The organism is Arthrobacter sulfonylureivorans (assembly GCF_047607445.1).
Lineage (GTDB): Bacteria > Actinomycetota > Actinomycetes > Actinomycetales > Micrococcaceae > Crystallibacter > Crystallibacter sulfonylureivorans_A.
In genome coordinates this window covers 42,470-55,455 of record NZ_JBLKRT010000008.1, presented here as the reverse complement: position 1 = coordinate 55,455, position 12,986 = coordinate 42,470, and the positions used below count along the sequence as shown (strand labels likewise).

Genomic DNA, 12,986 nt, shown 5'->3' with positions numbered 1-12,986 from the left:
CCAAGATGCCGGGAGCAGGCAGGGTGCGGCAGCCGGAAGGGCCTTCTCTATCCGTCGTGATTCCCGTACTCGACGACGCGGCCGCGCTCGCCGAGTGCCTGGCGCTGCTGGCCCGGCAGACACGTCCCGCGGACGAGGTCATCGTGGTGGACAACGGCTGCTCGGACAGCTCGGTGCAGGTGGCCCTCGACGCCGGGGCGCGCGTGGTGCGCGAGCCGGGCCGGGGCATCCCGGCCGCTGCCGCCACGGGCTACGATGCTGCCGCCGGTGAGGTGATTGTCCGCTGCGACGCCGATACCCGGCCGCCGGAGGACTGGCTGGCTCGGATCGGCGCGGCGTTCGGCGCAGACCCCGGTCTGGATGCGCTGACTGGCCCGGGCAGGTTTTACGACCTGCCACGGCCGCTTGCCTGGCTGGCGTCTGCCGCCTATTCGTCCGGCTACCGCTACGGGGCCGGTGCTGCTCTGGCGGGCGTTCCGGTGTGGGGGTCCAACTTCGCCATGCGGCGCACTGCCTGGCAGCGGTGTGCCGCAGAAATCCACCGGCACCAGGCGGGAATCCACGACGACCTGGACCTCAGCTTCCAACTGGCACCTTGGGCGACCGTCCGGTTTGACCGCGGGCTGCGCGTTGGCGCGGCCGGCCGCATGTTCAACGGACCCGGAGCCTTTGCCCGCCGCTTCGGCTGGGCCTTCGCAACGCTGAAGCTGAACTGGGCAATCCAGTCACCCGGCCAGCGCTGGCTGGACCGAGTCAACGCTCGGCGGCCCGCCTTTCGGCGGACTTGAGCTTCTGCTGCAGCGCGGCGTTGTCCTCTTCCAGCGCCAGCACCTTGCCCACGCCGGCCAGATTCACGCCGTCGCCCACCAGCTCGCCGATGCGGCGTAGCCGGTCCACGTCATCCCGGCTGTACCGGCGGGTGCCGCCTTCCGTGCGCTCCGGTTCCACCAGCCCTCGCCGCTCATAGAGCCGCAGGGTCTGCTCACCCACACCCACCAGATCGCTGACCACGGAGATGGCGTACACCCCCTGATCGGCCCGGGGCTGCTTCTTTTCTGCGGCCAAAATTCCTCCCACTTCAGACTTGAAAAACATTCTAGCCCGGAGTCATAATATCTGTGCCGCCAGACATAGATTAGCTGAGCGGACAACAAGAGAATAAGACTGAAGGAGGCTGCTGCAATGTTGATGCGAACTGATCCGTTCCGCGAGCTGGACCGCTTGACCCAGCAGGTCTTCGGCAACCAGGCGCGGCCCGCTGCCATGCCGATGGACGCGTGGCGGGAGGGCGACGAATTCGTCGTCGAGCTGGATCTGCCCGGCGTCGATCCGTCCACCATTGACCTTGACGTGGAACGGAATGTCCTGACCATTGGCGCGGAGCGCACATCGAAGATCGGCGACGGCAAGGACGTCGTGGCCGCCGAACGGCCGTCGGGAACCTTTAGCCGCCAGCTGGTCCTGGGCGACACGCTGGATACGGAGAACGTCACCGCCAGCTACGAGGCCGGCGTGCTGGCGCTGCGGATTCCCATCCGGGAGCAGGCCAAGCCGCGCAAGATCGAGATCAGCAGCGGTGACGGCAAGCAGATGATCAACGCCTGATCGGCAACGGCGGGCCGGCGGCTCCGTCAACCCACGGCGGAGCCGTCGGCCACGCCGCATTTTCTGTGGTGCACCAACCGCGGCCTGTCATCGCGCCGCTTCATCAGGCTGCCGCTGAAGGGCACCACCGCACCGGTCACGCAGGGCGGAAGGGAGGGCTATCGTGAACGAAACCGATCTCTATGCCGTGCTGCAGGTTGCCCCGGACGCCAGCAGTGACGACATCCGCCGCGCCTATAGGGCCTTGGTTCGCACTCATCATCCGGACCTGAAGCCCGACGGCGGGGGATCGGCACCGGGTGATGCGGAGTCTCGGGCGGGGGAGCGGACGACGGCGGCGATCCTGCACGCCTACATGGTGCTGGGCGACGCCGGGCGGCGCGCGGACTATGACCGGACCAGCTCCCGACGCGGCACGGTCCGGCATCACCAGCAGCCCGCGGAAGCCGCTGCGGCTGAGTCCGGGGACGTCCGTGCGGCCGATCCCGGGGAAGCCCGTGCGACCGAACCCGGGGAATCCGGGGCACCCAAAGCCGGGACGCCGGAGCCCGCGGACCGCGCACAATCCCAGCGGCGGCCGAACCGCAGGCCGGCCGTGCCCGCCGGCCGCCCGGTGTATCTGGGCTTTGACGAACCACTCTCGCCGGACGCCGTCCGACTGGGTGAGTCTCCGCCGTCGTCCCCAGGGCACTACCGCTGATGGATTGTTCTTGACCGTTAAAGGAGGGCTCATGCCTGCCACCAGTTGGCGCCGCTACGACCATCATCTGTTTCCGGTGTTTCATGAACGGTTCGAGGAGCGGTGGGGGCCGGGAACCGCTCCGTTCCTCGACCCCAGCGTCTTCGAGGAGGGCCAGCCGCGGCCCCGGGCGCAGTGGATCAACGTGGACACCGGCGCGGCCGCGGCCGTGGTTCCGGTCTGGGAGGACCATGCGGAGCACCGGTCCTTCGCGGTTTTCTACTTGCCGCCGGCTGGCGGAATCTGGGTGCTGCGCCCGGGGATCACCGAGTACACGGAGAGCGGAGGGCCCGACCAGTTGGCACTGCGCAACGACTCGTTTAAGAAGGCCGTGGCCCACGCGGAGGAATTCCTGTTCGGCCCGGAAAGCGGCCGTTCCTAGCCGGCGGTCCGGAGGTGCTCGTCTGCTGAACTCCAGCGGGCGCGACCGCTCCTGTACCCCATTTCGCGGATGCCGCTAGGAGTCAGACTGCGCGGCCGCACTCGACCGGTCAACCACGCGACCGGTGCCGGCAATTTCACGGGCTCGTTCGATGCCGTCCAGGGCTTCCCTGACGGACGGAAAGGTCACCGACTCGGCCATCAGCGATCCGTCGCCGTCCAACATCCTGACCCGAAACCCGCCGTCGGGTCCATCAATGAGTTCGAAATGACCAGCCATATTTTGCGCTCCTGTCCGCTCGGAGACGCCACGGCGCTGTGGCGTCCAAACAGTATGCCACCGGGAGCCGCGGACGTCTTGGGGGTTGCCACACTTTGGCCGAGTGAGGAGAGTGGACAGTGCGCTGACCATCAACATGGATCGGAGAACACCATGCAGATCGACAAGCAGCAGATCATCGACATCCTCAAGCAGATGGGCAACCAGGACCAGGCAGCCAAGGCCGATTCCGAACTGCCTGAGAAGGTGGACACGCAGAAGGATGCGGGCCTGCTGTCCAGCCTGGGGATCGACGTCGACGCCTTGCTCAGCAAGATCCCCGGCGGCCTGGGGGAGAAGCTGGGCGGACTGAGGGACAAGCTGGGAGGGTTTGGATAAAATGACCACCGACAACGGCGAAGAGCCCCGCGACCCGCAGGCGAGCGAGGACAGCCAGGAGCAGCAGCAGGATCCAGGGCAGCAGGATCCTCTACAGTCAGGGGCCGGTCCTGACTCCACGGACGTAGACGGCGAAGCCGAGGCTAAGAACGCCGAGGAATCCGGCGGCTACGGCTACTGACCGGCTAACAATCTGGCTCCGCCCGCAGCGGCCAAGCCAGAGCCAAACTCCACGCGCCCGGAGCGGCCTATCGGCCGTCTTCGGGCGTTGCCGTGCCTGTCACCATCGGGTTGACCGGAAGCCAGCCAGGCCCCACCGCGAACTCTTCCTGCACAGTCACGTTGAACCCTGCCGCGGAGATGGCGGCCACGGTATTCCGGTTGAGCTGGCAGCCTTGCGCCGCGAAGGACCACACGGGCCGCAGCAGGTCCTGGAACGTGGCGTGCGCGCCGGTGCCGCGGACATGCTCCAGGAACAGCAGCCTTCCGTCCGGCTTGAGCACGCGCCTGGTTTCGGCGAGAGCGGTGGTCTGGTCAGGGACGCTGCAGAGCACCAGTGTGAAGACGACGGCGTCCACGCTGGCGTCCTCGGCCGGCAGCGCTTCGGCTCCCGCAGCGACCACGCGGACGTTGCCGACTGATCCGACCTTGGCCTGCAGACGCTTGCGCATGTTCGGATCGGGTTCCACCGCCGTCACTTGGCAGGACGGCGGGAAGTGCCGCAGGTTCGCCCCGGTGCCGGCACCGACGTCGTACACAATCCCGTTGAGGCCGGACAGCAGCGACGCGCGGCGCGAGGCGAGTTCCTCATGCTCGGCCTGGCGCATGGCAGCGTCATACTGTGCCGCGAACAGCGCGCTTCTGAGTCCCATGGGCATGATCCTGTCCTCGATCGGGCGGTCGGGCACCACCGTACTGCAGCGGACGGTGAAGCGGGGTGGTTCTTGCGGGCCGGGTGGGCGGGCGGCGGAGTCGCCCGCCGTCGTTACGGCACCCCGACAGTCAGGCTGCCGTCTTCGGCCAGGCTGATCCGGGTGCCGAAGCCGCTGCTGGCGTCGCTGAGCACGTGACCGAGCCACTCGCCGTCGTTCTTGCTGGCCCGCTCGAGGCGCATCCGCCGGGCCTCTACCGGCACCAGGCGCAGCTCGGTCAGTTCCCGGGAACGGGCGTCCAGCGTGGCGAAGTAGAGCAGCCGCAAGCTGTCGCGGAACTCTCGGTAACCGCCGATGCCCTCATAATCGTTGATCAGGTCGCCGCAGCCGTAGAAGATGGGGTGGCCGCGGTAGATCTCCAGCGGGCGCGGATGGTGCGATGAATGCCCGTGCACCACGTCAATCCCGCCATCCACCAGCCAGCGGGCAAAACGTACGTGCCCTGGCGGAACCTCGTAGCCCCAGTTGGTACCCCAGTGCAGCGAGGCCACGGCCAGATCGCCGTCGCGCTTGACCGCGTTGACATGGCCGATGAACCGTGCGGCGGTTTCTCCAGACAGGTCCGGCAGGAAGACCAAACCGGGGCTATCCGGCCCTGCGGTGTTCTTCGGCGAAATGCCGCTGGAGGCCAGCCCGGCGGAGAACACCAGCACCCGCCAGTGGGTTGATTCCACCTGGGCGGGTTGCCAGGCCTGCGCTGCATTGCGGCCGGCGCCCGCGGTGCGCAGGCCTGCGGCGTGCAATACGTCCAGGGTCTCGGCCAGGCCGGCGACGCCGAAGTCCAGCACGTGGTTGTTGGCCAGCACACAGATGTGCAGGCCGGCGGCGGTGAGGCAGCCGATGTTGTCCGGATGCATGCGGTAGTGGATGCCCTTGTCCGGGGCGAAGCTGCCGTCGCCGGTGACGCTGGTTTCCAAATTGACCAGGCGTACGTCCGGTCCAGCCTCGCCGATGATGGCCAAGGCATCGCCCCAGGGCCAGGCCGGGACCACCGGTAGCGGGATGGGGCCGTTGACCGCTTCGGCCAGCGACACGTAGTCGTGGGCGTCGCGGATGTAGCCTTCGCGGAGCTTGGCCGAGCCGGGATGCGGCAGGATTTGATCCACGCCCCGGCCGGTCATCACGTCGCCGGCCAGGAACAAGGTGATCGTGCTGGAAGCCATCGCCGCCACTCGTCTCTTACTGCTGGCTCCACTGTAGACCCGCCAGGCGGCCGCCGGCAGCGGAAGCGGTTTGCACGGATCTCCGCGCAGGCCTGGCGGCCTTTGGCCGACCAACGAGAGCCTAAACGACGGCGGGTGGCAACGGAGACAGCGCTCCGGTGCCACCCGCCGTCGTACGCGGGGTGGGGCTGGCTCTACCGCCGGGCGGCAGCCTGCTCGGCGTCGCCGGTGAGGGCGGCCAAGGCTCCCGTGTCCATGTCCTCGGAGGGGCCATTGAGGTAGCGTTCCAGGCTGTCATCCATGGCATTGATCCAGCGTGTGTGGTGCCGGGTGGCCATGGTGCCGGTCATGACGGAACGGTGGATGCTGTCCCGGTAGCCCAGGATGTTCTCTTCCTTGTCCTTCATCCACTGCTTCAGCAGGCTGCAGACGGTGTCCAGATCGAACTCCGGGTAGTCCGTCAGGCTGATCAGTTCGCGCAGGTACTCGGTCTGGAACTCGGCCTCGGCGTCGTGGTCGGTCAGCGCGGCCTGGCGGTCCAGCCAGGCCTGGATGTCCGCCTCGCGTTCCTCGACCGATGGCAGCTCGATCCGGTCCAGCATCACGTCGCGGGCGAACCATGCCTGCGCGTCGAACATGTTGAAGGTGTAGTACTGGTCCTGCGCGCCCAGGTAGAACAGATTGGTGTTCTGCTGCCAGACCACGCCCTTGTAGAGGTTGCCCGGGTAGAGCAGGTTCGGTGACTGCAGCGACAGTTCGGTAGGCAGGAACGGGTACTTGTGCAGGTAGCCGGTGCAGAGCAGGACGGCGTCGAACTCGCCGGTGGTGCCGTCGCTGAAATGTGCGGTGCGGCCCTCGAAGCGGGTCACCAGCGGGCGCTCGACGGCGGACTCCGGCCAGTCGAAGCCCATCGGGGCACTGCGGTAGCTGAAGGTGACGGACCTGGCGCCCATCTTGTGCGCCTGCATGCCGATGTCCTCGGCGGAGTAGCTGCTGCCGATCAGCAGCAGGTCCTTGCCGGCGAACCGTTCGGCGCCGCGGAAATCGTGGGCGTGGAGCACCTCGCCCGGGAAGCTGTTGATGCCCTCGAACGCCGGCACGTTCGGGTAGGAGAAGTGGCCGGTGGAGACCACGAGCTTGTCGAACACATGGGTTTCGGTGCGCTGCGCCGCGAGGTCCTCGACCGTGACGGTGAATTCCTGGCTGTCTTCGTTGTAGTCCACCCAGCGGGCCACGGTGTTGAACCGGACGTACTTGCGGACGTCGGATTTCTGGACCCGGCCGGCAATGTAGTCGAACAGGACTTCGCGCGGCGGGAAGGAGGAAATGGGTCGGCCGAAGTGCTCGTCGAAGGTGTAGTCGGAGAATTCGAGGACTTCCTTCGGCCCGTTGGACCACAGATGCCGGTACATGCTGCTGTGGACAGGCTCGCCGGCGGCGTCCAGGCCGGTGCGCCAGCTGTTGTTCCACTGTCCGCCCCAATCGGACTGCTTCTCAAAGCACACAATATCCGGGATCTCGGCTCCCTTTTGCCGGGCCGATTCGAACGCGCGCAGCTGTGCCATGCCGCTGGGTCCTGCGCCAATGATTCCGACTCGCATATAAATGCATCTCCTCATCCATTGGATCTGTCCGTCAGGTTCGACGCTCCGAATCCACAGAACGGCCGTAGTGGCGCACCGGTGGCGGTGGAAAGGCGCATGGTGCGCGGCGGTAACACTGGCGGCGCGAGAGCGCGCCGGGCCCTGAGTAATCAATCCCGAGTGGGAGACGGGCACCGTGTCCGCGGGCAGGCGAGGGGCCTGCACGATCGATTCGGAGCGGTTCACCGAAGATCCAGTAACACCGGTGAACCTGCATTCCATGGCAACACCTTAGGGAGATTAAGTCAAAATGCCACCGGGATTTAGCGCTCCTCAACAATTCTGCTACCGAGGGAGAATCCGAGTTCGCCGGCGAAGCCCAAAACGGCCCGAACCGAGCCGGCTCAACGGGCGGCCGGGTTCGTTCAGACGCGGGAAATCAGGCCGCGATCGTCCGCTCGCCGGGAAGCGGAGCCGGAGGCTCGCTGGGCCGGCACTGGTCGGTGAAGGCGCGCATCAGGGCGGCCAGTTGCCCGGGGATCGTGTCAGGATCCTCCGGGTGCCACTGCACGCCCAGGATCCAGCGGTCCTCGTGCTCAATGGCCTCGATAACTCCGTCCGGGGCCGCTGCTGTGGCGAGCATCCCGATGCCCAGCTCCTGGACCGCCTGATGGTGGCCGGAACGCACCGTCGCGCTTCCCGCCCTCAAGGCCGACGCGAGGAGCGTGTCCGGCTGGATCACTACCTCATGGTCGCTCATGCCCGGAGCTTCGGTATGCACCTGATGGATGGACTCCGGACCAAGATCCTGAATGAGTGTCCCGCCGAGAGCCACGTTGATGACCTGCATGCCGCGGCAGATCCCCATCACCGGCAGCCTTGCGGCAACAGCGCTTCGAACCAGGGCAATCTCCGCATCGTCGACGCGCGCATCCACGCCGTAGCCGGGCGCCGCTATCGGGTGCTGTCCGTAGAGCGATGGGTGGATATCCCCGCCGCCGAGGACCAGCAGGCCATCGAATCCCTTGAGATGGGTGGCAGCGTCCATCGTCCAGGATGCGGCGGCGCCCACGTCCAGGAGCTCGAAGTCCGCCTCCTGGGAGTGCAGCTCGCGGCCGATGTTGTCGGCGTAGGCAGTGAGGTCATCAATAAGCCAGGCGTCATTCTCGGGACCGCTGAGCGAGCAACTGACAAGGATGCGGGGGCGGGCGGACTGGGTTGTCAGGACATCCGCGACAGGTGCGGGCACTTTGACCTCATCGTCTCTGAAGGAATGGGACTGTTGGTGCTGGTTGATCTAGATGCTACGTCGGCCACGCAACTTTCCGACGAAGGGGGAAGCAAGGTGTTCTTGGTGGCTCTGAAGGAAACCACGACGGCGGCGGCCGCTACGCGGCCGGGGTGCCGCCGCGCAGGTACACGGTGGTGGTGTGCGTGAAAAAGTCCTTCGCCGCGGCTCCCTGTTCCTTCGGCCCGTAGCCAGACTTCTTCGCTCCTCCGAAGGGCACATGCGGGTCCGCTCCGGCGGTTTCGGAGTTCACATGCAGGATCCCCACGTCGAGATCCTCCATGCCTTCGAGCACACGGCTGAGGTCCTGGGTGAACAGCGCGGCCGATAGCCCGTACTCGCCGTCGTTGGCGAGCTCGAACGCCTGCTCCACGCTGGCGGCGCGCCGCACGGACAGCACCGGGCCGAAGAGTTCCTCGCGCCAGATGTCTAGCTCGCGCCCGGCGGGCAGTTCCAGGATGGTGGGCGGCGCAAAGTACCCGGTGGCGAGGTCGCCGTTGTCGTACGGCTCCCCGCCGGCCACCACCGAGGCGCCTTGGGCCCGGGCGGTGGAGAGGCCTTCCAGAATGGACTTGCGGGCGCTGTCATTGACCACCGGCCCCATCTGCACCGCCGGGTCCGTCGGATCGCCGACCACGAGGGACTCGACGCGTTCTTTCAGCCTGGCCAGGAACTCGTCGGCGATGGATTCCGCCAGCACCAGCCGGGAGGTGGCGGTGCACTTCTGGCCGGTGGATCGGAAGGCACCGAGCATGACCTGTTCGGCGGCGAGTTCCAGGTCCGCGTCCGCAAGGACGATGGCCGGGTTTTTGCCGCCCATCTCCGCCTGCACCGGCACGCCGCGGTTGGCAGCGGCCGCTGCCAGTTGGCGGCCGACGCCGGTGGAGCCGGTAAAGGTCAGGCCGTCCAGCCCCGGGTGGTTCACCAGGGCGTTGCCCATCGAGCCGGGGCCGATCAGCAGGTTCAATACCCCGGCGGGCAGGCCCGCAGCCTCCAGCGCCTGCGCCAGCCGGAGGGCCAGCAACGGCACTGTGCTGGCGGGTTTCCACACCACCGTGTTGCCGTACGCCAGCGCCGGGGCGATCTTCCAGGCCGGGATGGCGATCGGAAAGTTGAAGGGCGTGACCACGCCGACCACGCCGAGCGGTTTACGGGTGACCAGGATCTGTTCGCCGCGCCGCGGGGAGGCGAAGATCTCCCCGGCGCCGCGGTCGCCGTCGTTCCCGTAGTAGTGGAAAATCTGTGCGGCCCGGAGCACTTCGCCGCGGCCCTCGGCGCGCGTCTTTCCCTCCTCGCGGGACAGTTCCAGCCCCCACTCCTCCGCGTGCTCTTCCATCACGACGGCGGCGCGCAGCAGCACGGCGCCGCGGTCGTGGGCAGGCGTGCGCGCCCATTCCCGCTGGGCGGCGGCAGCCGCGACCATGGCCCGGTCCACTTCCGCCGGACCGGCCTGCCGGCCTTCCGCCACCACCTGGTCCGGACGGGCCGGATTAGTGCTGGCGATGCGCGGGCCGTCGCCGTCGCACCAGGTGCCGCCGATGTAGTGCTGCAGTTGAACCGGAGTGCTCATGATGCTCCTTGCTCGGTCGCCGAATGTTTACGCCAATGGTCAGCGGAAGGCGGGGATGCCGGTGATCTTGTTGCCGAGGACCAGGGTGTGGACTTCGTCGGTGCCTTCGTAGGTGCGCACGGATTCGAGGTTGTTCGCATGGCGCAGCGGTGAATAGTCCAGGGTGATGCCGTTGCCGCCGAGGATGGTGCGGCACTCACGGGCAATCTCGATGGCTTCGCGGCAGTTGTTGAGCTTGCCCACGGAGATCTGGTGCGGCTGGAGCTGGCCGGCGTCCTTGAGCCGGCCCAGGTGGAGGGCGAGCAGGAAACCCTTGTTGATTTCCAGCGCCATGTTGACCAGCTTTTCCTGGGTGAGCTGGTAGCCGGCCAGCGGTTTGTCGAACTGCATCCGTTCCTTGGAGTAGTCCACGGCGGCCTGCCAGGCGTCGCGGGCGGCGCCCATTGCACCCCAGATGATGCCGTAGCGGGCTTCGTTCAGGCATTCGAATGGCCCGCGCAGGCTAGTGGCTCCGGGCAGCAGCGCGTCGGCGGGCAAGCGGACGTCGGTGAGTTCGATGTCGCACTGGATGGAGGCCCGCATGGAGAGCTTGGGCTCGATCGGAGTGGCCGTGAAGCCGGCAGTGTCGGTGGGGACGATGAAGCCGCGCACGCCGTCGTCGGTTTGGGCCCAGATGATCGCGACCTTGGCTACCGAGGCAAGGCCGATCCAGCGCTTGGAGCCGTTGAGTACCCAGTCGGCGTCGGGGCCGTCCCCGTCGCGGCGGGCGAAGGTCTTCATGTTGGCGGGGTCGGAGCCTGCGGTGGGTTCGGTCAGGCCGAAGCAGCCGATCGCTTCGCCGGCCGCCATCTGGGGCAGCCATTGCTGCTTCTGTTCTTCGGAGCCGTGCTTGTGGATGGCGCTCATCGCCAGCGAGCCCTGCACCGAGACGAAGGTGCGCAGGCCGGAGTCGCCGGCTTCGAGTTCGGCGCCGGCCAGCCCATATTCCACCGCGGAGCGCCCGGCGCAGCCGTAGCCGTGCAGATGCATGCCGAGCAGCCCCAGCTTCGCCAGCTCCGGCACAATCTCCAGCGGGAACACGGCGTCCTCATACCAGCGGGCAATGTTCGGCTTGATTGCGCTGTCCACAAAGGAGCGGACGTCCTTCTGCAGCATCCGCTCCTCCTCGGTCAAGAGGGAATCAAGGGCGATCAGGTCATGGTCCTGGGACATGTGCTTTCCTTCTGTCAACGACGGGGGATGGGGGACGACGACGGCGGTGCGCTGAGCGTGCCCGGCGTCAGCTCAGAGACGGGGATGCGGCCATGACGCTGTGGTCGGATGCGGCGCTATGCCCGGTCGTGACGATGCGCCCGGAAGTGGCACGGTCAATGGCGGGCACGCTGCCAGCGGAGAGGCAGCAGACGGTCATAACGCAACGCTAATCGCCGGACCTGTCCCGAGTCATCGGATGTTCTGCCCAAAGTGTCGGGACCTGTTGGATAATCAGCCCATGGTTTCCCTTGCCCAGCTCAGCAATGAACTTGGAGAGTCGCTCCGGCCCGCGGTGCCTGGCCCCGTGCCGGGCCTCCAGCTTTCCGGTGTCCACGTCTCCGAGCTGACGGATCCCGGCGCCTATCTGGAGGGCGGGGAGTTGCTGCTAACTACCGGCATACCGCTGGGCGGGACCGCCGATGCGGTGGACGAATACGTGCAGCGGCTGGCTGCCAAAGGGGTGGCTGCCTTGGGGCTGGGATTGGGCGAAGGGCTGGACAGCGTGCCGCCGGAGCTGGTCCGCGCGTGCTCTGCCGCAGGGGTGGAGTTGCTGGTAGTCCCTGACGGTGTGCCGTTCCTGGACGTCTCGAGGATGTTCTGGGAGCTGGCCTCGCGCAGTGATCAGGCCGGGCTCATTGCGAACTTGGGAACGCAGACCGCGCTGGCCCGCGCGACGATGCGCGTGGATGCTTTGCCCTCCGTGGTGCGCGGCTTGGCGCAGGCCTTGGGCGGCTGGGTGGCCTACCTGCCCGCCGGCGACGGCACGGAAGCCACCGTCTGGCCGGCGAATGCGCTCTCGCTGCTGCCGCATCTGAAGCAGGAAACCGCCCGGCTCAACATTGCCGGCACTCATTCTGCCGCCACCTTCTGGCTGCACGGCACACCCGTGGTGGAGTATCCGATCCTCGTCCAAGGGCGGATCGACGGCTTCCTGGCCATTGGCTCCGGCCGGACGCTGACCAAAGCCGACCGGCAGATCATCATGACGGTGTGCGTCTTGCTGGCCTTGAAGGCCCAGCAGCGCGACGAACTTCGGGGCACCACGGCGGCGCTGGGCTCCGTCGTCGCGAAGCTGATTGCCGGAGGCCAAGTGGAGGCCGCACGCCTGGTGGCCGACGACGGGAAGATCGGACCGCTGCCGGAACGCGTCCGCGTCCTGGCACTGCGCAGCCCCACGGCGGACGTTCTCCCTGCGCTTGCCGGCGTGCTGCCCCGGCTCCAACGGGCCGAGGGCAGCCCGCTGCCGGCTGCGGCGGTGACCACCTGCATGCTTCGCTATCACGACGACGCCGTGGGCTACTTCCTCTTGGATGCCCGGCAGGTTGAACTGGCAGCAGGGAGCCAGCAGGAAGCCGGGAAGGAAGATGCGGAGTTCCTGGCCTGGACAGGAGGCAAGGGATCCGCCGGTCCGGCCGCGGCGGATCCGGGGCCTGCGGCGACCGACATCGAGACTGCCGCCGCCTGGACTGAACCGCTGACCTTGGAGGACGTCGCCGGGGCGATGTCAGCGGTGCACCGTGCTGCCGTTGCCGCTCCCGCCGGCACGCTGGTGGATCTGGATGCCGACGACGAGGCGCGCGCCGACGCCTGGGTGGCAGCGCTCGCGGGGTACTCCCGGGCGGAGCTCTTGGAGACGGTGGCAGCCTACCTTCGGCATCAGGGCCGCTGGGAGGATGCCGCCCGCCACCTCAAAGTCCACCGCAACTCGCTGCGCCATCGCATGGCCGTGGCCGAGCGGCTGCTGGGTGTTGACCTCGACGATCCGGATGTTGCCGCGCTCCTCTGGCTGGCCCTGCGCCGGCATGGGCTGTGA

Annotated in this window: 15 protein-coding genes; 7 read left to right on the top strand and 8 right to left on the bottom strand. The window is 67.3% G+C overall.

The features are described 5' to 3' along the window. Positions 1 to 5: 5 nt before the first annotated feature. On the top strand, positions 6 to 788 hold the full coding sequence (locus ACMX2H_RS05630) for a glycosyltransferase family 2 protein (RefSeq protein ID WP_414959611.1): 783 nt from the start codon (positions 6 to 8) through the stop codon (positions 786 to 788). On the opposite strand, the gene ACMX2H_RS05625 is transcribed toward ACMX2H_RS05630, so the two are convergent. Then, a complete protein-coding gene (locus ACMX2H_RS05625) occupies positions 754 to 1,065 on the bottom strand; it encodes a MerR family transcriptional regulator (RefSeq protein ID WP_414959501.1) in 312 nt (103 codons plus the stop codon). The two genes, ACMX2H_RS05630 and ACMX2H_RS05625, sit on opposite strands and share 35 nt — an antisense overlap. Positions 1,066 to 1,182: 117 nt before the next feature. Between ACMX2H_RS05625 and ACMX2H_RS05620 the strand changes: the two genes are divergently transcribed. The 3 genes from ACMX2H_RS05620 (at position 1,183) to ACMX2H_RS05610 (ending at position 2,726) form a co-directional block, all read left to right on the top strand. Beyond that, positions 1,183 to 1,605, top strand: a complete 423-nt coding sequence (locus ACMX2H_RS05620) for an Hsp20/alpha crystallin family protein (RefSeq protein WP_414959500.1) — start codon at positions 1,183 to 1,185, stop codon at positions 1,603 to 1,605. A 163-nt stretch (positions 1,606 to 1,768) separates the two neighbouring features. Beyond that, positions 1,769 to 2,305, top strand: a complete 537-nt coding sequence (locus ACMX2H_RS05615) for a J domain-containing protein (RefSeq protein WP_414959498.1) — start codon at positions 1,769 to 1,771, stop codon at positions 2,303 to 2,305. Positions 2,306 to 2,336: 31 nt separating this feature from the next. Further along, a complete protein-coding gene (locus ACMX2H_RS05610) occupies positions 2,337 to 2,726 on the top strand; it encodes a hypothetical protein (RefSeq protein WP_414959496.1) in 390 nt (129 codons plus the stop codon). A 75-nt stretch (positions 2,727 to 2,801) separates the two neighbouring features. Here ACMX2H_RS05610 and ACMX2H_RS05605 read toward each other — a convergent pair whose 3' ends face one another. Next, positions 2,802 to 3,005: a YegP family protein gene (locus tag ACMX2H_RS05605; protein WP_414959494.1), complete on the bottom strand. Its 204-nt coding sequence runs from the start codon at positions 3,003 to 3,005 to the stop codon at positions 2,802 to 2,804. Between the two features lie 153 nt (positions 3,006 to 3,158). Here ACMX2H_RS05605 and ACMX2H_RS05600 point away from each other — a divergent pair, with 153 nt between their 5' ends. Next, positions 3,159 to 3,383 carry a hypothetical protein gene (locus ACMX2H_RS05600; RefSeq protein WP_414959492.1) on the top strand — a complete coding sequence of 75 codons (225 nt, stop codon included), beginning with the start codon at positions 3,159 to 3,161 and terminating at the stop codon, positions 3,381 to 3,383. Position 3,384: 1 nt separating this feature from the next. Beyond that, on the top strand, positions 3,385 to 3,564 hold the full coding sequence (locus ACMX2H_RS05595; protein WP_414959490.1) for a hypothetical protein: 180 nt from the start codon (positions 3,385 to 3,387) through the stop codon (positions 3,562 to 3,564). Positions 3,565 to 3,631: 67 nt separating this feature from the next. Here the strand turns inward: ACMX2H_RS05595 and ACMX2H_RS05590 are convergent, their stop codons facing one another. From ACMX2H_RS05590 to ACMX2H_RS05565, 6 genes are all read right to left on the bottom strand, one after another. After that, a complete protein-coding gene (locus tag ACMX2H_RS05590) occupies positions 3,632 to 4,255 on the bottom strand; it encodes a class I SAM-dependent methyltransferase (protein WP_414959488.1) in 624 nt (207 codons plus the stop codon). 113 nt (positions 4,256 to 4,368) lie between these two features. Continuing rightward, the gene (locus ACMX2H_RS05585; RefSeq protein ID WP_414959486.1) at positions 4,369 to 5,478 is read right to left on the bottom strand and encodes a CapA family protein; all 1,110 of its coding nucleotides are present in this window, start codon (positions 5,476 to 5,478) and stop codon (positions 4,369 to 4,371) included. 194 nt (positions 5,479 to 5,672) lie between these two features. Beyond that, entirely contained in the window at positions 5,673 to 7,085 is a 1,413-nt protein-coding gene (locus ACMX2H_RS05580; protein ID WP_414959610.1) for an NAD(P)-binding domain-containing protein, read from the bottom strand. Between the two features lie 415 nt (positions 7,086 to 7,500). After that, entirely contained in the window at positions 7,501 to 8,310 is an 810-nt protein-coding gene (locus ACMX2H_RS05575) for a gamma-glutamyl-gamma-aminobutyrate hydrolase family protein (RefSeq protein WP_414959484.1), read from the bottom strand. Positions 8,311 to 8,449: 139 nt separating this feature from the next. Further along, a complete protein-coding gene (locus tag ACMX2H_RS05570) occupies positions 8,450 to 9,919 on the bottom strand; it encodes an aldehyde dehydrogenase family protein (protein WP_414959482.1) in 1,470 nt (489 codons plus the stop codon). Positions 9,920 to 9,958: 39 nt separating this feature from the next. After that, positions 9,959 to 11,131, bottom strand: a complete 1,173-nt coding sequence (locus ACMX2H_RS05565; protein ID WP_414959480.1) for an acyl-CoA dehydrogenase family protein — start codon at positions 11,129 to 11,131, stop codon at positions 9,959 to 9,961. Positions 11,132 to 11,411: 280 nt separating this feature from the next. Here ACMX2H_RS05565 and ACMX2H_RS05560 point away from each other — a divergent pair, with 280 nt between their 5' ends. Then, complete coding sequence (locus ACMX2H_RS05560; protein WP_414959478.1) at positions 11,412 to 12,986, top strand: PucR family transcriptional regulator; 1,575 nt, start codon at positions 11,412 to 11,414, stop codon at positions 12,984 to 12,986.